This is a genomic window from Ferrigenium straubiae (assembly GCF_051257895.1).
GTDB lineage: Bacteria > Pseudomonadota > Gammaproteobacteria > Burkholderiales > Gallionellaceae > Gallionella > Gallionella straubiae.
The window spans coordinates 322,315-344,913 of record NZ_CP194331.1 but is presented as its reverse complement, the minus strand read 5'-3'; the positions used below and the strand labels follow the sequence as shown (position 1 = coordinate 344,913).

The 22,599-nt window shown below is 60.3% G+C and carries 19 protein-coding genes; 8 read left to right on the top strand and 11 right to left on the bottom strand.

Features of this window, described 5'->3' with window-relative positions:
* Positions 1–327: 327 nt before the first annotated feature.
* Both ACRRNM_RS01650 and ACRRNM_RS01645 read right to left on the bottom strand, forming a co-directional pair.
* The gene (locus ACRRNM_RS01650) at positions 328–1,773 is read right to left on the bottom strand and encodes a DEAD/DEAH box helicase (RefSeq protein ID WP_435626513.1); all 1,446 of its coding nucleotides are present in this window, start codon (positions 1,771–1,773) and stop codon (positions 328–330) included.
* A 121-nt stretch (positions 1,774–1,894) separates the two neighbouring features.
* Positions 1,895–2,836 (bottom strand): RluA family pseudouridine synthase, encoded by a 942-nt coding sequence (locus ACRRNM_RS01645; protein WP_435626512.1) that lies wholly within the window; start codon positions 2,834–2,836, stop codon positions 1,895–1,897.
* Positions 2,837–3,293: 457 nt separating this feature from the next.
* Here ACRRNM_RS01645 and ACRRNM_RS01640 point away from each other — a divergent pair, with 457 nt between their 5' ends.
* Positions 3,294–5,834: an Rne/Rng family ribonuclease gene (locus ACRRNM_RS01640; protein ID WP_435626511.1), complete on the top strand. Its 2,541-nt coding sequence runs from the start codon at positions 3,294–3,296 to the stop codon at positions 5,832–5,834.
* Positions 5,835–5,899: 65 nt separating this feature from the next.
* On the opposite strand, the gene ACRRNM_RS01635 is transcribed toward ACRRNM_RS01640, so the two are convergent.
* Positions 5,900–6,301, bottom strand: a complete 402-nt coding sequence (locus tag ACRRNM_RS01635; RefSeq protein ID WP_435626510.1) for a hypothetical protein — start codon at positions 6,299–6,301, stop codon at positions 5,900–5,902.
* Positions 6,302–6,419: 118 nt separating this feature from the next.
* Positions 6,420–6,908 carry a low molecular weight protein-tyrosine-phosphatase gene (locus ACRRNM_RS01630; RefSeq protein ID WP_435626509.1) on the bottom strand — a complete coding sequence of 163 codons (489 nt, stop codon included), beginning with the start codon at positions 6,906–6,908 and terminating at the stop codon, positions 6,420–6,422.
* 294 nt (positions 6,909–7,202) lie between these two features.
* On the opposite strand from ACRRNM_RS01630, the gene ACRRNM_RS01625 reads away from it, so the two are divergent.
* The 3 genes from ACRRNM_RS01625 to ACRRNM_RS01615 all read left to right on the top strand — a co-directional run bounded on the left by ACRRNM_RS01625 (position 7,203) and on the right by ACRRNM_RS01615 (position 12,510).
* The gene (locus tag ACRRNM_RS01625; protein ID WP_435626508.1) at positions 7,203–8,327 is read left to right on the top strand and encodes an EAL and HDOD domain-containing protein; all 1,125 of its coding nucleotides are present in this window, start codon (positions 7,203–7,205) and stop codon (positions 8,325–8,327) included.
* A complete protein-coding gene (locus ACRRNM_RS01620) occupies positions 8,324–10,837 on the top strand; it encodes a putative bifunctional diguanylate cyclase/phosphodiesterase (RefSeq protein WP_435626507.1) in 2,514 nt (837 codons plus the stop codon). Before ACRRNM_RS01625 ends, ACRRNM_RS01620 begins: the two co-directional genes overlap by 4 nt.
* Before the next feature lie 242 nt (positions 10,838–11,079).
* Positions 11,080–12,510: a DEAD/DEAH box helicase gene (locus ACRRNM_RS01615; RefSeq protein ID WP_435628621.1), complete on the top strand. Its 1,431-nt coding sequence runs from the start codon at positions 11,080–11,082 to the stop codon at positions 12,508–12,510.
* A gap of 430 nt (positions 12,511–12,940) precedes the next feature.
* Here ACRRNM_RS01615 and ACRRNM_RS01610 read toward each other — a convergent pair whose 3' ends face one another.
* Positions 12,941–14,203 (bottom strand): hypothetical protein, encoded by a 1,263-nt coding sequence (locus ACRRNM_RS01610; protein ID WP_435626506.1) that lies wholly within the window; start codon positions 14,201–14,203, stop codon positions 12,941–12,943.
* Between the two features lie 250 nt (positions 14,204–14,453).
* Between ACRRNM_RS01610 and tadA the strand changes: the two genes are divergently transcribed.
* The 4 genes from tadA to ACRRNM_RS01590 are packed head-to-tail and all read left to right on the top strand — an operon-like array spanning position 14,454 to position 16,754.
* The gene (tadA, locus tag ACRRNM_RS01605; protein WP_435626505.1) at positions 14,454–15,017 is read left to right on the top strand and encodes a tRNA adenosine(34) deaminase TadA; all 564 of its coding nucleotides are present in this window, start codon (positions 14,454–14,456) and stop codon (positions 15,015–15,017) included.
* Positions 15,014–15,493 (top strand): L,D-transpeptidase family protein, encoded by a 480-nt coding sequence (locus tag ACRRNM_RS01600; protein WP_435626504.1) that lies wholly within the window; start codon positions 15,014–15,016, stop codon positions 15,491–15,493. The genes tadA and ACRRNM_RS01600 overlap by 4 nt, the downstream gene beginning before the upstream one ends.
* 11 nt (positions 15,494–15,504) lie before the next feature.
* Positions 15,505–15,933: a GNAT family N-acetyltransferase gene (locus tag ACRRNM_RS01595; RefSeq protein ID WP_435626503.1), complete on the top strand. Its 429-nt coding sequence runs from the start codon at positions 15,505–15,507 to the stop codon at positions 15,931–15,933.
* A 20-nt stretch (positions 15,934–15,953) separates the two neighbouring features.
* Positions 15,954–16,754 carry a thiopurine S-methyltransferase gene (locus tag ACRRNM_RS01590; RefSeq protein ID WP_435626502.1) on the top strand — a complete coding sequence of 267 codons (801 nt, stop codon included), beginning with the start codon at positions 15,954–15,956 and terminating at the stop codon, positions 16,752–16,754.
* Between the two features lie 484 nt (positions 16,755–17,238).
* On the opposite strand, the gene ACRRNM_RS01585 is transcribed toward ACRRNM_RS01590, so the two are convergent.
* From ACRRNM_RS01585 to ACRRNM_RS01560, 6 genes are all read right to left on the bottom strand, one after another.
* Positions 17,239–19,635 (bottom strand): heavy metal translocating P-type ATPase, encoded by a 2,397-nt coding sequence (locus tag ACRRNM_RS01585; protein ID WP_435626501.1) that lies wholly within the window; start codon positions 19,633–19,635, stop codon positions 17,239–17,241.
* Complete coding sequence (locus tag ACRRNM_RS01580; RefSeq protein ID WP_435626500.1) at positions 19,619–20,293, bottom strand: HD-GYP domain-containing protein; 675 nt, start codon at positions 20,291–20,293, stop codon at positions 19,619–19,621. The genes ACRRNM_RS01585 and ACRRNM_RS01580 overlap by 17 nt, the downstream gene beginning before the upstream one ends.
* Positions 20,290–20,862 (bottom strand): class I SAM-dependent methyltransferase, encoded by a 573-nt coding sequence (locus ACRRNM_RS01575; protein WP_435626499.1) that lies wholly within the window; start codon positions 20,860–20,862, stop codon positions 20,290–20,292. The genes ACRRNM_RS01580 and ACRRNM_RS01575 overlap by 4 nt, the downstream gene beginning before the upstream one ends.
* 210 nt (positions 20,863–21,072) lie before the next feature.
* Positions 21,073–21,510, bottom strand: a complete 438-nt coding sequence (locus ACRRNM_RS01570) for a hypothetical protein (protein WP_435626498.1) — start codon at positions 21,508–21,510, stop codon at positions 21,073–21,075.
* Positions 21,511–21,707: 197 nt separating this feature from the next.
* Complete coding sequence (locus ACRRNM_RS01565; protein WP_435626497.1) at positions 21,708–22,349, bottom strand: methyltransferase family protein; 642 nt, start codon at positions 22,347–22,349, stop codon at positions 21,708–21,710.
* Complete coding sequence (locus ACRRNM_RS01560; RefSeq protein WP_435626496.1) at positions 22,346–22,579, bottom strand: DUF2933 domain-containing protein; 234 nt, start codon at positions 22,577–22,579, stop codon at positions 22,346–22,348. Before ACRRNM_RS01560 ends, ACRRNM_RS01565 begins: the two co-directional genes overlap by 4 nt.
* Positions 22,580–22,599: the final 20 nt, after the last annotated feature.

Below are 22,599 nucleotides of genomic sequence, written 5' to 3'. Positions count from 1 at the left end.
CCGCGCAACCCAACGACTTGCTCAAAGAGGTGTTTCCAAGTGACTTAGCCCGCATATTTCATGGGGCATTCCATGTAGGAGCCCGGCTCGCCGAGCGATTTGCCCGGAAGTCTTATCGCGCAACAAGTTGCGCTCCTACGTTCGATCCGTTTCCATTTTGGCTGCAATCCAAATTGGATTTCACGTCACAGGCGCACATCCCAATATCCACAAGGCTTTCGTCGAATTCCACGAAAAGCAATGAAATATGCGGGTTAGCACGGTGTCATCGTGGATGCGAGTCACCCTTCGACAAGCTCAGGGCGAACGGACTTATTCCTCGATTCCCTAGACCGGGCGGCGCATCAGGAGCGCCGCGACCTGCTTTTTCGGCTTGTCGGCGGGCTGCTCCGGCTGGCTGTCTTTAGGAAGAGCGCTGACGGACGGTTCGTAGGGCTTGTCGAACCACGGATCGTGGCTCGCTTTTTTCGGCGCGGCAGTACGTGGCGCATGGCTACGTTCATGGTGTTCGCCGCGCGGCGCACGCTCCCGATGTTCCTCGCGCGGCGCTCTCGGCGATCTCGCCGCGCGATGCGGCACGGCCGCATTTTCTTTCTGGATGTCGTGCTTGATCAGCTTCTCGATTTCCTTGAGGTGCCTCTCCTCTTCCGGCGACACCAGCGAGATCGCGATACCGGAAGCGCCCGCGCGGCCGGTGCGGCCGATGCGGTGGACGTAGTCCTCGGGCGCGGTGGGAATTTCGTAGTTGATGACCATCGGCAACTGGTCGATGTCCAAACCGCGTGCGGCCACGTCAGTGCCAATCAGGACGGTGACCCTGCCCTGCTTGAAGGCATCGAGCGCCTGGATGCGCTCCTGCTGGCTCTTGTCGCCATGGATCGCATCGGCGGCAAAGCCGTCGCGCTGCAATTGCCGCGCGAGACGGCCGGCAGTGATTTTGGTTTTGGTGAACACCAGCACCTGCGGCGCATCGCTGCCGCGCAGCAGTTGCGCGAGCAGGGCATGCTTGTCCGCCTGCTCGACCATATAGACCTTCTGCGTGACGGTCTCGGCGGTGGCGTTGCTGCGCGCGACCTGGATGAGTTGGGGGTGGGACAGGAATTCCGCCGCCAGTTTCTTGATCTCTTCCGAGAACGTCGCCGAGAACATCAGGCTCTGGCGCTGTTTCGGCAGCAGCGCGAGGATACGCTTCAGGTCGGGCATGAAGCCCATGTCGAGCATGCGGTCCGCTTCATCCAGCACCAGCACCTGCACCTGATTCAGCAGCACCGATTTCTGCTCGACGTGATCGAGCAGGCGGCCCGGTGTCGCAACCAGGATCTCCACGCCCGCCCGCAGTTGCGGCGTCTGCGTCTTGATGTCCACCCCGCCGTATACCACCAGCGAGCGCAGGCGGCTGTGCTTGGCATAGGCCTTGATGTTTTCCTCCACCTGGATCGCGAGCTCGCGCGTCGGCGCGAGCACCAGCGCGCGCACCGGATGGCGCGCGGGCGAGGCGCTGGTGCTGGCGAACGGCAGCAGCTTCTGCAGCGTGGGCAGCGCGAAGGCCGCAGTCTTACCGGTGCCGGTCTGCGCACCGGCCATGAGGTCGCGGCCTTCCAGCACGATCGGGATGGCCTGTGCCTGGATGGGGGTGGGAGTGGTGTAACCGGCTTCGGTCAGCGCCCTGAGGATTTCAGGCGCCAGGTTCAGATCGGTGAAACTGACAGTGCTCAATATCTTTACTCTATGACAATAAACAAACGTGAATAACCCATGTTTTAGCTCGGGCATTATACCCCATTAGCCGGGTAATCCTGATTCATCCCAAAAACATCTCACCACGAAGACACGAAGGCCACGAAGAAGGTAACACACTGTTTTTCTTCGTGCTCTTCGTGGTTAGTTTGAGGGTTTAAGCTTTACCTCCATCCAGCCGCGCGATGAACTTCTCCAGTTCCGGCGGCAGCGGTGCGGTGATCTGCAGCGGTTCGCCGGTCAGCGGATGATTGAACGAAATCGAATGCGCATGCAGGAACATGCGCTTCAGTCCCCGCTTCATCAACTCCTTGTTGCGCGCGAAGTCGCCATATTTGTCGTCCCCGGCGATCGGGAAGCCCAAGTGCGCGAGGTGCACGCGGATTTGATGGGTGCGGCCGGTCTTGAGTTCAGCCTCCAGTAAGGAAAATTCTGGCCAGCTTTTTTGCAGGGTGAAGATGGTATGCGCGGCCTGGCCGTCCTCCCTGACCATCACGCGCTTCTCGCCCTGCGGGGTATCGAACTTGTGTAGCGGCAGCTTGACGTGCTGGCGCGCGTTCCTCCACTGCCCCAGCACCAGCGCAAAGTAACGCTTGTCGCTGTTGCCCTCGCGCATGATCTCGTGCAACCCCGTGAGCGCCGAGCGTTTCTTCGCGACCAGCAGCACGCCGGAGGTCTCGCGGTCGAGGCGGTGCACCAGCTCCAGAAATTTGGCCTGCGGGCGGGCGCGGCGCAGTTGCTCGATCACGCCGAAGCTCACCCCGCTGCCGCCGTGCACCGCCACCCCGGAAGGCTTGTTCACCGCGAGCAGCGCGTCGTCCTCATACAGCACCGGGAATTCCACCGCCGGGATGAACGCCTCTTCCGGTCTTTCCGCAACGCGGATCGGCGGGATGCGCAACTGGTCGCCCAGTTGCAGCCGGTAGGTCTGGTCGACGCGCTTTTTGTTCACCCGCACTTCCCCGCCGCGCAGGATGCGGTAGACATGGCTCTTGGGCACGCCCTTGAGGTGGCGAAACAGGAAATTATCGATGCGCTGGTCCTCGCCGCTCTCGTCTATCGTAAGGAAAGCGACAGAACCTTTGCTTAAATCATTCATTTTGCTTATACTTCGTCACTCGCGCGTTTTGGAATTGGGTAAGTTCGGGATGTTGATTGTCCCTTCGCCATAGAAACTGGCCCGCCAGGAAGACTTCTGGCGCAAGCGACGGCGCAATGCGCCGCCACCCCTCCAGCCGCAGCCCGGTTAATATCGCTCACCGGAACCAGCAGCGATAGTAATTGATTTATGCGCTCAAAGCACCTGTGGATTTTGTGATGCAGCCCTGGCTGCCTCACCCGAGGAACTTCTGCGACGGCCGGTGAAACGGAAACAGTGCGGTATGGCAATGCCCCCGCCGACGATGCAGGAATTCCAGAAGACGATTTTTAGACTAGCTACCGATAGAGAGCCGATTTGACCAACCGTTTGCACAACCTGTTTGCACGATTGCTCCTCTCCCACGCCTGATTGCGTGTAGCCGGTCTCGCCCGTGTCAGAGCGCGGGAGACTATAAATGAAACGCATGCTATTCAATGCGACGCAGCCGGAAGAACTCCGCGTCGCCATTGTCGACGGCCAGAAACTCATCGACCTCGACATCGAAACCGCCGGCAAGGAACAGCGTAAGAGCAACATCTACAAGGCGGTCATCACCCGCGTCGAACCCAGCCTCGAAGCCTGCTTCGTCGAATACGGCGGCTCTCGCCACGGCTTCCTGCCGTTCAAGGAAGTCGCCCCCCAGTACTACCAGCCCGGCGCTGGCTCCCGTCCCTCGGTCAAGGAAGCCCTGCGCGAAGGCCAGGAACTGCTGGTACAGGTGGAAAAGGACGAGCGCGGCAACAAGGGCGCGGCACTGACCACCTACATCAGCCTGGCCGGCCGTTACATCGTGCTGATGCCGAACAACCCGAGCGGCGGCGGCGTGTCGCGCCGCGTCGAGGGCGAAGATCGCGACGAACTGCGCGAAGTGCTGGGGCAGGTCGACGTACCGCATGGCATGAGCATCATCGCGCGCACCGCCGGTATCGGGCGCAACAAGGAAGAACTGCAGTGGGACCTGGACTACCTCAAGCAGCTCTGGGATGCGATTGAGGGTGCGGCGAAAGCCGAAAAAGCGCCGTCGCTGATCTACCTGGAAAGCAGCCTCGTGGTGCGCGCCATCCGCGACTACTTCAACCCGGAAATCGGCGAAATCCTGATCGACACGCAGGACATCTACGAACAGGCGATGGCGTTCATGAGTACGGTCATGCCGGACAACGTGAACCGCATCAAGCGCTACGTGGACGACGTGCCGCTGTTCTCGCGCTTCCAGATCGAGCACCAGATCGAATCCGCCCATGCGCGCGAAGTGCGCCTGCCGTCCGGCGGCGCGATCGTCATCGACCATACCGAGGCGCTGACCGCGATCGACATCAACTCGGCGCGCGCCACCAAGGGCTCGGACATCGAAGCCACCGCCTTCAACACCAACCTCGAAGCGGCCGAAGAAATCGCCCGCCAGTTGCGCCTGCGCGACCTGGGCGGTCTGATCGTGATCGACTTCATCGACATGGAAAACAGCAAGAACCAGCGTGATGTGGAGAACCGCCTGCGCGATTCGCTGCGCTACGACCGCGCCCGCGTACAGACCGCCAAGATCTCACGCTTCGGCCTGCTGGAACTGTCGCGCCAGCGTCTGGCGCCCAGCCTGGGCGAGAGCAACTACATGCCTTGCCCGCGCTGCGCCGGCATCGGTCACATCCGCGGCACCGAGTCTTCCGCCTTGCACATCCTGCGCATCATCCAGGAAGAGGCGATGAAAGAAACCAGCGCGGCGATCCACGCGCAGGTACCGGTGGACGTTGCCACCTTCCTGCTCAACGAAAAGCGTGCCGACATCCATCGCATCGAATCGCGCCTGCGCGTCAGCATCACGCTGATTCCCAACCCGCACCTGGAAACGCCCAACTACAACATCAGCCGCCTGCGCCAGGACGACCTGACCGCCGACATGCTGCAGGCCAGCTACAAACTGGTGGAAAAACCCGCCGAGGAAAAACCGCTGAGCGCCGCACAGGAGCAGCAGAAGGTCGTGCGCGCGCAAGCTGCGGTACAGGGCATCACCCCGGCACAACCCGCGCCGATTAAGGTTGTTGAGGAAGTGCCCAAACCTTCGATCCTCGGCAAACTGTTCGGCTGGTTCAAGACGCTGAGTGCGGAAGAGCCGCCCAAGGCCAAGCCGGCGACAGCCAAGCCCCAGGGCAGGACATCCCGCGAGCGTGGAGAACGCGGCGAAGGCGGCAAGCGCCGCGAGCGTGGAGAACGCGGTGAGCGCAGTGAACGCGGCGAAGGCGGCCGCCGCGAACGCGGCGAGAAGCAGGCCGAAGCCGCGGCAAAACCCCAGGAGCAACGCCCGCAGAGCGAACGCGAGCCGCGCCAGCCCAGACCACCGCGCCCGCCGCGCGTCGCACCGGCGCCTCAACCTGAGGAAAAACCCGCACCGGAAACACAGATTGCCGCACCCGCCGCCGAACAGGCCGAGGAAGGCGCTGCACGCGAAGGTAGTCGCCGCCGCGGACGCCGTGGCGGACGCCGCGAGCGCGAGCGCCGCGAGAACGTTACCCAGGCCGGTGAAACACTGGTCGGCGGCGGTGAAACTCCCATCGCGGAAGCCGCTCCCGCTGCGAGGCAGGAGATCGCCGCGCCGGTCGAGACTGCTCCGGCAAGGATGAAGCCTTCCGAGTACATCGCCTACCCGAAGGGTTGGACGCCGCCCCTGCAACCGAGCGAATACGTCGCCATGCCGGCAATCGCTACGCCGCAGGAGGCTGCTCCTGCTGCCGCAGCGAATAAAGTTGCCGCGCCTCCTGCAGTGGCGAGGGAAATTGCCGCGCCAACGGCATCGGGCGGCGAAGGACTAATCCAGATCGAGACCGATCCTGGCAAGTTCAGCGCAGTAGTCAGTGCTCCAGCCGTCGAGCAGCCCGCCCAGCGCCGCCGCGCACGCCCGCGCGAGGTGTACGTGGAGAATGAGCCGCTGGTGCAGGTCGAGACGCAGCGCCCGCAGGCTTAGTTCATCCGGCCCAAAACAAGAGCCGCACGGTTTTCAGCCGTGCGGCTTTTTGTTGTCCTTCCCGATTATTCCCTGCTGCGGAAGACGCTAACCAGCAGCGCCATCGTAACCGCCCAGAACAGGAAGGTCATCACGAGCTGCGTCTTCATGGAAGCCGACCATTCTGCGCTCCTGCCGGTCTGTTTTGCCGCAAGCGGAGAAACCTGCATCTCGCTGCCGTCCGGCAGCACCATGAAGCCAACCGGCTGGCCGACCCCGACCTGCCGGAACGGCGCGGTAAAGACGCACTCGGCGGTGGACGGCGCCAGCCCGAGCATCTTCACTCGATTGCAGGTTTCCGCGTCCAGACGCAGTTCGTAGATATCGGAAATATGCGCCGTGATATTCCAAGCAAAGAGGAAACCGATGAACAGGCAGACCAGAGCGGCGATTATTTTTGTGTCGTCACTTTCCGAACGATTTTCCATCCCGGCCTCCCAATGAATTTACGAAGAACTGCCGCCTGCATTCTGCCCCCAAGCCTGCCGGAGTTCAATTGGCAGAAAACCGTAGCCAGCCGCAGATAGCTCTCACCGCAGCAGTTTTTCAACTCCCCAAATGCTTGTGACGGATATGCTGCAACAGCCCCTGCGCCGCGTCTTCCACCATGTCCAGCACGCGCTCGAAGCCACTTGCGCCGCCGTAATACGGATCGGGTACTTCGCGTTCGGCATGATACCGCGCATACTCGAGAAACAGCTGCACCCGCGCATTGCCGTCCGGCGGCGCGAGACGCTGCAGGATGGCGAGATTGGCCCGGTCCATCGCCAGCACATAGTCGAAACGGCGAAAGTCATCCTCTTCTACCTGCCGCCCACGCAGGCCGCCCATGTCATAGCCGCGCTGCTGCGCCGCCTGCCGCGCACGCAGATCGGGGGGGGCGCCGATGTGGTAGTCGTGCGTCCCCGCCGAATCGATCAGGATTTTTCCGGCCAGGCCGGCATTCTCAACGTAGTGACGGAACACCGCCTCCGCCGTGGGCGAGCGGCAGATGTTGCCCATGCAGATAAAAACAACGGAAATCTTATCTCTCATCGTAGCCACTTTCCGGAATTGCGCGCCGTCGTACTCATCGACAAGCCGACGTAAAACGGTATCTCGGGCGATATTGTATTACGAGCTGGCGCCACCGGCTTCTGCCTCCTCAGCCTCGGCAATTGGCTTAGCACAAAATATACTCCTGCTGATATAGAATGCGGCCTGTACAGCAAATCATGTCATTAACCCGCCCCATTAAAATTCATGGGGCGGCGATCTTTCAGGAAAAGAATTATGTCGGCGATCGGATTGTGGTACCCCGTTTATGACCGTAGTCTCGCATGGGTGGGCGTGAGCCTCGAGACAGATCAATCGGTATTTGTGCCCCAGAATTTTTTCGATCAGATGAGCAGCGAAGCGCTTGCGGTCGACGGGGTTGAGGGCAAGCTGTTTTTTGTGGGTGCTGATGTTCTGGGCATATGCAAACAGCCGCTGCAACTGCCTTTCCCGCCATCCCGGCTGGTGGCCGTGCTCAGCGAAAACTTCCTGTCGGCCGATGCGAGCATGGCCACCTTCCGCGCCTGGCACGCCAAGAAGATACGCCTGGCCGTAACCGGCCTGACCGTACCCTCCGGACTTTCCCGCGACATGGTGGCGATGCATGTCTTCGATGGCTCTACCATACGCAAATCGTTTGGCGAAAAGGCCTTGCTGGATGCCAGCCGCTCCGGGGCAAAGCTGTTTGTCTATGGCATCGGCTCGATGGAAACATTCGAATGGTGCGCCAAAACGGGGTTCAACTACTTTGCCTTTGGCGGGCTGGATACGCCGGAGCATACGGGCCAGTCGAAGGATTCCTCACGTGTTTCGCTGATGCGCCTGCTTTCCCTGGTTGCAGCGGATGCGGACGCGGCGACCATGGAGGAAGTTTTCAAGCTGGAGCCCAAGCTGGCCTTCGAGTTGCTGCGGCTGGTCAATTCCGCCTCTTTCGGCACGAGCAAGGAAATCACCAATTTCGGACAGGCCATCATGGTGCTGGGAAGGCGCCAACTGCAGCGCTGGGTGCAACTGTTGATGTTCTCCCTGCGCAAGGAAGGCGACGACAGACCGGATATCCTGATGCAGCGCGCCGCCGAACGCGGCCGGATCATGGAGCTCTTATCCAAAGAAGGCGGTGAAAAAACCGACCAGGAACATGCCTTCATGACAGGGGTGTTTTCCATGCTGGATATCCTGATGGAAACCCCGCTGGAGGAATTGCTCGAATCGGTTTCCCTGCCGCAGCCGGTGGAAGATGCGCTGCTCGAACGCGAGGGGCGGCTGGGCGCCCTCCTCGACCTGGTATGCGCAACCGAACGGCGCGACTTTGCCGGCGTGCAGCAGCTGCTGTCCAGTTTGGGGATAGCGCCGGAGGCGCTGAGCCGCTTCCAGCTTGACGCGATTTTCTGGGCTTTGAAAGTCGCCGGGACGAAATGAAATTGCAAGCCGGCTTCCCTTCCGATACCCATAGCAACGATTCCGATAGCCGCCACGCATTTGCCGTGGCGGGCGGTATCGTGCACAGCGTGCTGCACACCGGCGAAAGGGATTTTGCGCAGGCGCTCGGCAAAGCGATCCGGGATGCTTTTAACTGGCCCGAAGTCTGTTGTCACTTCAACGGGCGTGCGGCACACCTGGCCGGCCGGCGCAAATTGCCCGAAGACTGTCGCAGCCTGGCGGAACAAATCGAACGCGACGGCCAGCCGATGTTGCTGCCGGCCGGCGACAACGAGGATGAGCCGGTGCTACTGGGCTGCCCTTTGCTTGCCCAGGATGAACTGGTCGGCGCGCTGTGCGTGCGCGCACCGCGGACCATCCTGCCGACCCTGCAATCGCTGGCCGGGCTGATCGCGACGACCTTGCTCGACCGCCTGCAGTTCGACGAGCGCAAGCGCGATCTCCTGGACAGCGAAGACAAGCTGGCGCGGCAACAACAGATACTCGACCAGATCCACGATTCCGTCATCGCCATGGACCTGAGCGGCTACATCACCGGCTGGAACAAGGGGGCGGAGCAGCAGTTCGGCTATACCGCCGAGGAGGCGATCGGGAAAAACATCCTGTTCCTTTATGCCGACGAAAACGAAGACGAGGACGCGCTGCTCCACGAAGCCTTCCTCGAACACGGCGGGCGCGAGATGGTGGTCAAGCGCCGCAAAAAGTCCGGCGAGGTGTTCTGGGCCAGCCTGAGCCTCTCCCTGTCGCGCGACGCGCGTGGCAACCCTACCGCGATCCTCGGCTACCTGGTGGACATCACCGAGCGCCTGCAGGCGGAAGCGGAGCTGCGCCTGCAGGCGGCGATCTTCGAATACAGCGACGAAGGCATCATCGTCACCGATGTGTCCAAGCGCATTCTTTCGGTAAACCGCTCCTTCACCAAGATCACCGGCTACGAGGCGCACGAGGCCATCGGGCAGCTACCCTCGATCCTGAAATCGGGCCTGCACGACCAGGCCTTCTACGAAGAGATGAACGCTTCGCTCGCCAACAACGGGCTGTGGATCGGCGAACTGTGGAACCGGCGCAAAAACGGCGAGAACTTTCCGGCATGGATGTCGATCAGCGGGGTGCGCAACAAGGACGGGGTAGTCACCCATTACTTCTCCGTGTTCTCCGACCTCACCGAACGCAAGAACGCCGAGCAGCAGATCTACCGTCTGGCCTATTACGACACGCTCACCGGCTTGCCTAACCGCCTCAGGCTGCACACCCTGCTACGCCAATCCCTGCTCGAAGCGCAGCGCAGCAGGAAGCATGGCGCGATCCTGTTCATCAACCTCAACCGCTTCAAGCAGGTTAATGATTCCCTCGGCCACGCGCACGGCGACACCCTGCTCAAGGAAGTCGCCGCCCGGCTGTCCGCCGTCCTGCGCGGCGAGGACGTCATCGCCCGCATCGGCGGCGACGAGTTCGTCGTGGCCCTGAAGGATATCGCCAGGCACGAAGACGCCTCCATCGTCGCGCAAAAAATCCTCGACAGCCTGTCTGTGCCCATCATGGTGGAAGGGCACGAGTTGCTGATTTCCGCGAGCATCGGCATCAGCGTCTATCCCGACGACGGCGACGATGCCGAAACCCTGATCAAGAACGCCGATATTGCGATGTACCGCGCCAAGCAGGGCGAAACACACGACGGTTACATGTTCTTCTCGCCCGACATGAACAGGCGCGCCCTGGAGCGCCTCAAGCTGGAAAGCAACCTGCGCCGCGCCCTGGAACGCGAGGAACTGGCGCTTCACTACCAGCCGCAGATGAATTTGCAAAGCGGCGAAATCGTCGGGGCGGAAGTGTTGTTGCGCTGGAACCACGCCGACCATGGCATGATTTCCCCGGCAACCTTCATTCCGCTGGCGGAAGAGACCGGGCTGATCGTCCCTATCGGCCAGTGGATACTGGAAACCGTGTGCGCGCGCAACAAGGAATGGCAGCGCGCCGGCCTGCCCATCGTCAAGCTGGCGGTGAACATTTCCGCCAAGCAGTTCCGCCCGGACCTGCCGCGCATGGTGGCGGAAACACTCGCGCGCCACGAGCTGGATGCGCGCTTCCTCGAGCTGGAGATCACCGAAAGCATGATCATGCAAAACGTCGAAGGCGCGATCGCCATGATGGACGAATTCCAGTTGCTGGGCATCGGCCTGTCGCTGGACGATTTCGGCACCGGCTACTCGTCGCTGAGCTACCTCAAGCGCTTCCCTATCGACAAACTCAAGATCGACCAGTCGTTCGTGCGCGGCATTACCAAGGACAGCGACGACGAGGCCATCACGCGGGCGATCATCAGCCTGTCCAAGAACCTCGGCCTGCGCGTCATCGCAGAAGGCGTGGAGACGGAAGAGCAACTGGCCTTCCTCAGGGAAGCCGGCTGCGAAAAGATACAGGGCTACCATTACAGCCGCCCCCTGCCCGAAGACGAATTCGTCAAGTTCCTGCAGCGCGCAAAAACCTGAAAAGCCGCCTTCCGCCTTCCCGGCAAGCCCGGGGCAAGTAAGGTATAATGCGCGCACCCTGCACCCGACCAATCAGTGCAGCGGTTCTTTCCTTAATCTCCAGATCGTCTCGATCACTTATTCGTCTGCCTCGATTGGTGCCGCCCTTGTGTGCGGCAGGCCGCCGCAGGAGCCCTATTTTGCCGAACACCCCAAAACCCCATGAAATTACCTTCGCCGACCTGAAGCTGTCGCAACCCCTGATGCGCGCCATTGCCGATGCCGGCTACACGCGCCCTACTCCGGTACAGGCGCAGGCCATCCCGCTGGTGCTGGCCGGCGGCGACCTGCTGGCAGGCGCGCAGACCGGCACCGGCAAGACCGCCGGATTCACCCTGCCGATCCTGCATCTGCTCACCGAAAAACCCCTTGCCAGCCAGCGCCCCGGCCGGCCACGCTGCCTCATCCTCGTCCCGACGCGCGAACTCGCCGCGCAGGTCGAGGAATCGGTGCAGACCTACGGCAAGTATTTATCGCTAAAGTCCATGGTGATGTTCGGCGGCGTGAACATCAACCCGCAGATCAAGGCCCTGCACGGCAAGGTGGATATCCTCGTCGCGACCCCCGGAAGGCTGCTCGACCATGTCGGGCAGAAGACGCTCGATTTGTCCGGCGTCGAAATCCTGGTGCTCGACGAAGCCGACCGCATGCTCGACATGGGCTTCATCCGCGACATCAAGAAGATCCTTGCGCTGCTGCCGAAGCAGCGCCAGAACCTGCTGTTCTCGGCGACCTTCTCCGACGAGATCAAGGCACTGGCCGACGGCCTGCTGCACAACCCCGGATACGTCGAAGTGGCGCGCCGCAACACCACCGCGGAACTGGTCGAGCAAAGCGTCCACCTCGTGCCGCAGAAGCTGAAGAGCTATCTGCTCGCGCACCTGATCAAGCACAACGACTGGAAGCAGGTGCTGGTGTTCACCCGCACCAAGCACGGCGCAAACCGGCTCGCGGAAAAGCTGTGCAAGGACGACATTCCGGCCATGGCGATCCACGGCAACAAGAGCCAGCCGGCGCGCACCAAGGCGCTCGCGCAGTTCAAGGACGGCTCGCTGCCGGTGCTGGTCGCTACCGACATCGCCGCGCGCGGGCTGGACATCGACCAGTTGCCGCATGTGGTGAATTTCGAACTGCCCAACGTGCCGGAAGACTACGTGCACCGCATCGGCCGCACCGGGCGCGCGGGCAGCAGCGGCGCGGCGATCTCGCTGGTGGACAGCGAAGAACTGCCGTTTCTCAAGAGCATCGAGCGGCTGATCAAGCGCGAGATTCCGAAAGTGGCGATCGACAGCTTCGTGCCGCCCACCAACATTCCCGTCGAAGCCCCACGCCCGCCGCGCCCGCCCCACGGGCAACGCCGCAGCAGCGCACCGCGTCCGGCAGGCGAGAAAAACCGCGTACCGCGCGACGGCCAGGGCCGGAAGCCCGGCACCCCGCAACAGCGCGACAGCCAGGGCCAGAAACCGCGCAACCCGCAGCAACGCACCCCTCAAGCGCGCCCCGGCCAGCAGCCCGCCAAACCGCGCCCGGCGCAAAAACCCGCCGACCAGAAACACCTTTCCGAAGCGGCGCGCCATCAGGCCATGCCGCAGCCGGCGCTGTTCTCGCCGAAGCCGGTGAAGCGCGGGAGGTAATTTCAGTGATTGATTTCAGCTAACTTGATCCGTTCGTGGTGAGGTATCGAAACCATGAACGGCTACAACTAAAATCAAAACCGCCGGGGGTAGCCCGGCAGCTAGTCACTTTTTCTTGCGTCGCCAAGAAAAAGTAACCAAAAAGAAGGCGACCCCGGTTTGCCGCCTCCTTCGGAGGTCCCCTGCGTTGCTCAACCAGACAGGCCTCCTCATAAACTCGCACGATCCGCTACGCGGCCACGTGCTCAAACATACTCGTCGGACTACCCCTGTCTGGTCTGCGCTACTTGGCGGCGCACAGGGGAAGAAAATTCAAAACCAAAAAGCCGATGGGTTTCGCGATGCGAAACCCATCTCAAAATGCGAAGCTGACCCTTTGGATTTGCTTCAAGTCAGGCGTTGCACTTCAAACTTGAACCCGCGATGTACATTAATTCTTGTACGCTACGCTTGCTGACTGCTCAATATCTTTTTCATTTTGTTTCTTCGCCTGTGCCAACTTTCGTAGTTGCTTTGCTTCCTCTTCAGCCTCGTTGCGGAGTTTCTCGCTTCTAACAATATCTGCCTTGGCATCCTCTAATTTCTTGAAAGTATCCGTTAGAGTTTTATTCAATCGGCCCAAGTCTTCATCTAAATTTTTCTTTTCTGCATTTAGGTCCAACAACTTTTTCTCATACACATTTTTCTGGCTAATGACCTCTAATGCTAATTGATTTGCATTTGCGACGGCTTTCTCGAGCTTCGTCTCTACGGAACCTAATCCAGTTTTTGCAGTATTTAATTGATTTAGTAAAACCTGTGAATCGGTATTTCCTTCAGCAATTTTTTTGTTAAGCTCACTAATAGTTGCCTCTTGTTTTTTTGTTTTCGATTTTAGGTTTTCTACAGACCCCTTGTAAGTTTCCATTTTTTCTTTTAGCAAATCGTTTTCACCCTTAAGTCCCAAAATTTGCTTTTCCAGCGAGTGAATATTCTTTTGAAATTCAGACATTCTATGAACATCGATGTTTTTGCAGATATTGGAAACGGGAACAACTCCAACCGCGATTATTTGCGGAGAACCACACGAGACATTATTTTTAGTTTCCTCCCCTGTATTAAAGTTAACAGGGTCCCCTATCACTTTAACTCCGTTGCGAAACCCACCTGCATTTATAAAATTCTTTAAGTATTTAGAATCAACCTGCTCCACCTTTTCGATATTGTCAGTAGCGCTACAACCGCGATAGACAGTTTCAATAATATATTGCGTAGGGGGGGATGCAACACAGGATTCATATAAAAGATTTAATTCTTCTAAATCGTATTTACCTTTTGGTTCTTTCGATAATTGTTTATCAACTTTATATTCACTGTAGTAGTGAACACCACCCCCAAGACTTAGCTCTTTGTATCCCAATTTAGCGTCTATTTGAAAAATTCCTTTATCGTGAAGATCAGCACCTGTTTCTATAATTGTTCCATAGTAACTCTTGAAGTCACCAACACACGCGCTGTATTGCGCGAATCCGCTCTTATCAACGGAATTTACACACTTACCCAGCAAAGCTTCAGCTGCAGCTCCAATTTCTAGGGGGATTTTGTTACTGGGCTTAACTTCATAAGCTTGAAATTTAACAGGAGGAGTTACACATCCAGCTATCGTAACGGATAACATGATGGCCAATACTGGTTTTTTCCATCTAGATTGCATAACATCTCCCATTCCATTGTGAACAAATATAGTACAAAAGGGGGGAGGTTCGAATATTCCAGCAACATGCAGTAGCCGACTGCGGCATTCCCTCCTCCCTGACTGGGACGCAGTGTTCCAGCATTCCAGCTAAAAAACAATATGCCGAACGGCCTATATTGCCTGCGCCGCGACCGATGCGCGGCGATGATTTATACTCGCGCGATGAATGAACATGGCAAGGGTATGTGCGATCCCTCGAACAAGTAAGATGAGCGACAAAATTTTCATGCGCGCTGCGCTGGAGCTCGCGCGGCAGGCCGAGGCGGCGGGTGAGGTGCCGATCGGGGCGGTGGTGGTGAAGGACGGCGAGATCGTCGGGCGCGGTTTCAATGCGCCGATTTCGCGCCGCGATCCTTCCGCGCACGCCGAGATGATGGCGCTGCGCGACGCGGCGCAGTATCTCGACAACTACCGGCTGGTGGGCTGCGAGCTGTTCGTGACGCTGGAGCCCTGTTTGATGTGCGCCGGGGCGATCATGCACGCGCGCATCGCACGGGTGGTGTACGGGGCGCGCGACCCGAAGACCGGCGTGTGCGGCAGCGTGCTGGATGTGTTTGGAGACTTACCCCTCTCCCCTGATGGAACTACTAGCCATCTGACTAACCCAGCAAAGAACGCTGGGCAAGTCATTGGTTATCTCCCCCAAGGTGCGAGGGGAGTCGAGCGATTGAACCATCACGCCACGGTGACGGGCGGCGTGCTCGCGGAGGAATGCGGCGCGCTGCTCAGCAGCTTTTTCGCCATGCGCCGCGCGCAGCAGAAGGCCGAATGAAGATCAACGTCCACATCGCCACACAGCAGCTCGAACTGCTCGACGACGCGGGCAACACGCTGCGCCACTACGCCGTTTCCACCGCTGCGAACGGCGCGGGCGAGACCAACGGCAGCTATTGCACGCCGCGCGGCAGGCATGTCATCCGCGCGAAGATCGGCGCGGGGCAGCCGGAAAACGCGGTGTTCGTGCGCCGCCGCCCGACCGGCGAAATCTATACGCCGGAACTCGGCGCGCAGTTCCCGGAGCGCGACTGGATCCTCACGCGCATCCTCTGGCTGTCGGGCTGTGAGCCCGGCTTCAACCGGCTCGGCGAATGCGACACCATGCGCCGCCACATATACATCCACGGCACGCCGGATTCGGCAAAGATCGGCACACCCGGCTCGCATGGCTGCATCCGCATGCGCAATGCCGATTTGGTAGAATTGTTCGACTTGGTACCCGCAGGAACGGCAGTCGAAATCTTCGCTTGAGGAGGTGCACGATGGGCAATCCCTTTACCATCAGCCTGGTCGCCTGGCACGATGGCGAACCGTTGCTCAAGCCGGTCCGCGAGGCGGTATTCGTCCGCGAACAGGGCATACCCGAAGAACTGGAGTGGGACGGGCTGGACGAAAACAGCCGCCATGCCCTGGCCCTCAGCCTGCAGGGCGAGGCCATCGGTTGCGGGCGGATGCAGCCCGACGGCCACATCGGGCATATCGCGGTGCTGCCGCAGTGGCGCAAGCAGAAAGTCGGCACGGCAATCATGGAGGCGCTGCTCGATTACGCCCGCGCGCAGTGCTACCCGCAGGTAAGCGTCGATGTGCTGTCCCGCTATGTGCCTTTCTATCGCAGCATCGGTTTTGCCGAGCAGGGCGAAGTGTTCATGGTCGCGGGCCAGCCGCATGCCAGAATGTCCCTGAAACTCTGACGATCTGCCGCGAGATAAAAATGGAAAAGAATTTTTGGCTGGAGCGCTGGGAACGGAAAGAGACCGGTTTTCACCAGGACGAGATCAATCCCTATCTGCGCGAGCACTGGCCGGAACTGCGCTTGGCGCGCAGTAGCAAGGTGTTCGTGCCGCTGTGCGGCAAGAGCCGCGACATGCTCTGGCTGCGCGAGCAGGGACATGCGGTGCTGGGCGTGGAATTGAGCCCCCTCGCGGCGCAGGCGTTCTTCGAGGAGAACGGGCTCTCTCCGCAGCGCACCAGGGGCGAAAGGTTCGACAGCCATGAGGCGGATGGCATCCGCATCCTGTGCGGCGATTTCTTCGATCTGGACAGGGACGATCTGGCTGGAGTCAAGGCGGTGTACGACCGCGCCTCGCTGATCGCACTGCCGCCGGAAATGCGCGAACGCTATGCCCGCCATCTGGTGAGCATCCTGCCGCCCGCCGCGCAAATCCTGCTCGTCACCCTCGACTATCCCCAGGCGGAAATGTCTGGCCCGCCGTTCGCGGTTTCCGTAGACGAAGTAAATGCGCTCTATCGCGATCACGCCGGAATACGCCTGCTGGCCCAACTGGACGTGCTCGCGCAGAACCCGCGCTTCCGCGAGCGCGGCCTGAGCAGGTTGCAGGAGAACATCTTCCTGCTGACGCTGCCTAACGTCAGCCGCTCGGCTGAAACTGCCGCTCAGGTTTTTATGTCGATATGCTCGGTGATATCGTCCGCCCGCTGGTTGTGCCGGCGCCGCTCTCTTCCCGAGCGCAGCTCGACCAGCATGGGCCGGTATTCGACACGGCGGCAGTAAGTCCGGCGCTCTCCGTGAAAATGCGGATCGTGGCGCCTCTCCCCTTCTTCGGCAATACCGGACGGGGGTTCATGCTCCACATGCGGCTGCACGATCAGCGGCGGCGAGATGCGCGGTGCGACGGGCCTGACGCGCTTGGTCCCCGCCAGGGCTCCCACTTCCGGCCGGACATCTGGCGGGGTTGCTGGCGGAGGAAGGTCGGGGGCGAATTTCATGAATTGATCCTCGCGTATTCGTAATGTTTCATCATGCGTTCCCTGGAAAATTCACGCACGCAAAAGTTCTTAGAAGCTGCCTTAAAAATTCGTGAGGAGGGATGGATGCAAGGCGCACGGGCTTTGCATGGCCATTCGACTAAGCTGGCAAAAAACGCCAGCCAAGTCGCTGGTCAACGCAGCAACCGGAATGTACACAAAGTACATGAGGATTGCGAGTACCGCGCAACGCCGCAGACGCCCTCCGCAGCAATTTTAAAGACAGCTTCTCACAGTTTTATCCGATTCAGCCGGATAGCGTTGGCGATCACCGACACCGAGCTGAAGCTCATCGCGGCGGCGGCGATGATCGGCGAGAGCAGCAGGCCGAACACCGGGTACAGCACGCCCGCCGCCACGGGAATGCCGAGCACGTTGTAGATGAACGCGAAGAACAGGTTCTGGCGGATATTCTTCATGGTCGCGCGCGACAGGCGCACGGCACGCACAATGCCGTTGAGGTCACCCTTGACCAGCGTGACCCCCGCGCTTTCCATCGCTACGTCGGTTCCGGTGCCCATCGCGATGCCGACCTGCGCCTGCGCCAGCGCGGGCGCGTCGTTGATGCCGTCGCCCGCCATCGCCACGATGCGCCCCTGGCTCTGCAACTGCTTGACGATGGCGGCCTTGCGCTCGGGCAGCACGTCCGCCTCGACCCGGTCGATGCCGAGCTTCTTCGCGACCGCCTCCGCCGTGATGCGGTTGTCGCCGGTGAGCATGATGACCTGCACACCTTCCTCGTGCAGCGCGCGAATCGCGTCCGGCGTGGAGGCCTTGACCGGATCGGCCACGCCGATCAGACCCGCCGCCCTGCCGTCTACCGCGAGCAGCATCACGGTCTGGCCGTCACCGCGCAGCGCCTCGGCGCGTGCGGGCAATTCACCTGCGTCGATCCTCAATTCCTCGAGCAGTTTTAGATTGCCCAGCGCGACCGCACGGCCCTCGACTTTTCCGGCAACGCCCTTGCCGGTGTACGAGCGAAAATCGCTCACTGCTGTCAGTGACAATCCTTTTTCCTGCGCGCCTCCGACAATCGCCGCCGCCAGCGGATGTTCGCTGGCACGCTCCAGGCTGGCACCTAACCGTAGCACTTCACCTTCATCGAATCCGGCGAGCGGAATGACCGAGACCAGTTTCGGCTTGCCCTCGGTCAGCGTGCCGGTCTTGTCCACCACCAGCGTGTCCACCTTCTCCATGGTCTCCAGCGCCTCGGCATTCTTGATGAGCACGCCCAGAGTGGCTCCGCGCCCGGTGCCGACCATGATGGACATCGGCGTGGCCAGCCCCAGCGCGCAGGGGCAGGCGATGATCAGCACTGCCACCGCGTTGACGATGGCGTGGGCGAGGCGCGGCTCCGGCCCGAAGATGCCCCATACCGCCAGCGTGGCGAGCGCTACCCCTATCACTACCGGCACGAAATAAGCCGCCGTGACATCGGCGAGGCGCTGGATCGGCGCGCGCGAACGCTGCGCCTCGCTCACCATGTGCACGATCTGCGCGAGCAGGGTGTCGGCGCCGACGCGCTCGGCGCGCATCAGCAGGCTGCCCGTGCCGTTCACCGTCGCGCCGATCAGTCGCGCACCCACGGCCTTCTCCACCGGAATGGATTCGCCGGTGACCATGGATTCGTCCAGTGCGCTCGTCCCTTCGAGCACCACGCCGTCCACCGGTACCTTCTCGCCGGGACGCACGCGCAGCGTATCGCCCGGCTGCACCTGCTCCAGCGGAATGTCTTCCTCGCTGTTATCGCTACGCACGATGCGCGCGGTCTTCGGCGCGAGGCCCAACAATAGCCTGATCGCAGCACTGGTCTGGCTGCGCGCCCTTAATTCCATCACCTGCCCGAGCAGCACCAGGGCCATGATCACTGCCGCCGCCTCGAAGTACACCGGCACCGTGCCGCCCATGCTGCGCATCGTGGGAGGGAAGATTCCCGGCAGCAGCATCGCTACCACGCTGTACGTCCACGCCACGCCGACGCCGAGCGCGATCAGGCTGAACATGTTGAGGCTGCGGTTGACCACCGAGGCCCAGCCGCGCTGGAAGACCGGCCAGCCGCCCCACAGCACCGCCGGGGTCGCCAGGGCGAACTCCATCCACTGCAGCGCCTTCATCGAAACGAATACCGGCATCGCTTGCGGCAGGAGATCGGTGGCCATCGCCATCACGAACACCGGCAGCGCCAGCGCAGCGCTCGTCCAGAAGCGCCGCGTCATGTCGTCCAGTTCGGTGTTGTCTTCCGCGGAAGCACCGCGCGGCTCCAGGGCCATGCCGCAGATGGGGCAACTGCCCGGCTCGCTGCGCACCACCTCGGGATGCATCGGACAGGTGTATTCGACCGCCCCCGGAACCAGCGGTGATTCCGGCTCCAGCGCCATGCCGCACTTCGGGCAGCTTCCCGGCGCGGGCTGGCGGATCTCGGGGTGCATGGGGCAGGTGTACATCACGCCGGGCTTGGCAACATGCGGCTCCGCCGCTTGGGGCTTGAGGTAAGCCTCCGGCGATACCTGGAACTTCGACAGGCACTTCGCGCTGCAGAAGCGGTATTCGGCGCCGCGATATTCCCAGCGATGCGGTGATTCCGGTTTCACCGTCATGCCGCAAACCGGATCAATGTCGGATGCCATGCACTACTCCTTGTATTTTTGGTTGCGGAATCGCCAGGTCGTGCGGGACTATGCACTTGGCTTCCGCCATTTCGCGAAACGTTGCTTCTTCTGCCAGAAACACCTGCACCGCTACCGGGTCGAATTGCGCCCCGCTCATCCTGACAATCTCGTCACGCGCCTGTTCGAAGGTGCTTGCCTTTCGGTAAGGGCGGTCGGAGGTAATCGCATCCAGGGTATCTATTACGGCAAACAGCCTCGCCCCGAGGCAGATCAGTTCTCCGCGCAGCCCGCGCGGATACCCGCTCCCGTCGAAGCGCTCCTCATGGCTGAGTACGATTTCCGCAGCCTCTTTCATGTCCGGAATCTGCGAAACGATGCGGTATCCTTTTTCCGGATGCGTCCGCATTGACTCCCACTCATCCTCATCAAGCGGGCCGGGTTTGAGCAAAATTGCATCCGGTATGCCGATTTTGCCTATGTCGTGAAGCAATGAGCCCCAATAGATTTGCCGCAACCGGTCGGCATCTCCCATGAAATGACGAGCCAATACCAGGGTATGACAGGCGACCCGTTTGGAGTGCGCGCCGGTTTCGTGCTCGCGAATATCCAGCGCTTCGGCCAAGGCTTCGGCAAATGCGGCATCTGCCTGCTCCAGAATTTCTGTTCCTTTGCTCATCCCTCCCTCTCCGGCTTCTTTCGATTCGCCACCACCAGCTTTACCCAGTTGGAATGCACGTTTTCCTCATGCTCGATGACCAGCCCTGCCGCCCGTATGCTCTCGAGAGTGCGGCGGTTGATGTGCGGCCCCATGAACCGGCTCACGAGGGGATCGAGCAGATCGAAGAACAGGCCCAACACGCCGGTCGGCCGCATGTGTTCCAGCAAAACGACTTTTCCGCCGGGTTTTAATATGCGCTTGATCTCCCTGAAGCCTCGCACCGCATCCGGCACGCAGCAGAACACGCCACTGCCCACCACCGCATCCAGCGAGGCATCCGCAAACGGCAGCTCCTCAGCATCGCCCACAAGAAAAACAACGGTGGAAGACAGCGCATTCGCCTTGCGCACGGCGTGCCCGATCATGCCGCGGCTCAGGTCCAGGGCGATCATTCGCGCGTCTTGCGGGTAGTACGGCAGGTTACGCCCGGTTCCGACACCCAGCTCCAGGATGGTTCCGCTCAGGCCGGAAAACAGCCGCGCGCGCGCCTGCGCGAAACCCAGCATATGCTCCATGGGTTCGCTCATGCGGTCGTATCCGGGAGCATGCCGGTCCCATTTCCGGATCAGCTTGCGCGTTAACGATGATGTATGAGCCTTCATGACTCAGCCTCGTGCGGCGCAGACATCGAGGCGCGCCCGTTCCATCTGCGCCGCAGGAACGACGCATACGAAATGACCGCAAGGCCGATCATTCCTGAATTTGCCATGTGCTATCCCTTTCGTATCAGCGTTATCCTATTCAAAATTTACCGGAAATGCCGTACCTGCCTGGTCCGTGCAAAAGCCGGCGGGCTTGGCGCCGGATTTCCATATCAAGCTGCACGACAGTTCCTGCCCCTCCACGGATCTGGCCACCGTTTCAATACAATAAACCATCTCACTGGTATCGAGGCCGGAAAAAATCCGCTCCCATCGTTTCGGATTGGAAAAGTAATAGCGTTTGCGCAGTTCCCCCAAATGGCGATGGCGCTCGACAGCAAATCCATGAGCCTCGTAACGCCGGCTCGACATCTCCAGCACGAGGTGATTGTCCTTCCCCCAGGCATGGTCATGAACCAGTTCCCCAGCGGTGAACGCTCCTCCGTCTTTGCCGAGCATTTGATGAACATGACCCGGATTGACGCAGCCGGTTAGCCACAAGACGGCCAGGATGCTGGAACAAAATATTTTCATCGTACTTCTCCCTGAGATTCACAGTAAGGCAGCGCAAGAGACAGGCAGTGCATCGAAAGCTGCTCGCCGCACTTAAGGCTGACCATGTTGCGAAAAACCAGCTCCTCGGCGACAAATGCTTCCACTGCAAACGTAATCTTTGGTTAACATTTCATTTCTCCTTCGGTAGTTGCACAGGCTGGCGTGGCACGCTGAATTCAGCCGGCCGCTCCCGTTTGCGGGAAGAATGCGGGAGTCTTTTCGGCATACCGGATATAGGCCTCTCCAAATTCCTTTTCGGCTTCCCGCTCCTCCCGCCGCGCCAGGCGTACGTACATCCATACCAGCACCGGAAACATCAGCAGCGTAAGGATAGTTGGCCATTGCACCAGAAAACCGAGCATGATGAGCACGAAGCCATCGTACTGTGGATGGCGAACCCTGGCATAAGGCCCGGTGGTCGCCAGGTGGTGCGTGCGTTGCGCCTCATAGAGCACTTTCCACGCGGAGGAAAGGAGGAAAAATCCGCCGACGATGAGCGCCATGCTGATCAGATGAAACGGCCCGAAATGCGGATTTGCCCGCCAGCCGAACATCATCTCGAACAGGTGGCCGGCATCGTGAGCGAACCAATCCACGCCCGGATAACGGCTTTGCAGCCAGCCGGAAAACAAATAGATGGTGAGCGGGAAGCCATGCATCTCCGTGAATAACGCCACGATGAAGGCGGAGAATGCGCCAAACGAACGCCAGTCGCGCCGGCTTTGCGGCTTGGCAAAGCTGAAGGCGAAGATGATGAACACCAGCGAGTTGATGATGACCAGCGACCACAGCCCGTAATCTGGAAACGAGGCATTCATTTCGAGCCTCCTTCGGGTGAATCATGGTTATGCGCATGCTGCTCGTGGCGGCCGTGGTCATGATGCATGAACAGGTGCATCAGCGGGCACGCGAGCAGCAGCAAGTAGGGCAATATCCCCAGCACGTGGGCGCGGTGCTCGGTGAACATAAAGAAACCGGCAACCGCGAGAAAGCCGTAGAACACCCAGCGGCCTCTGGATTGGTGGTGCATTTCTTGTTGCTCGGACATGCTTGCCTCCTTACCCGTTT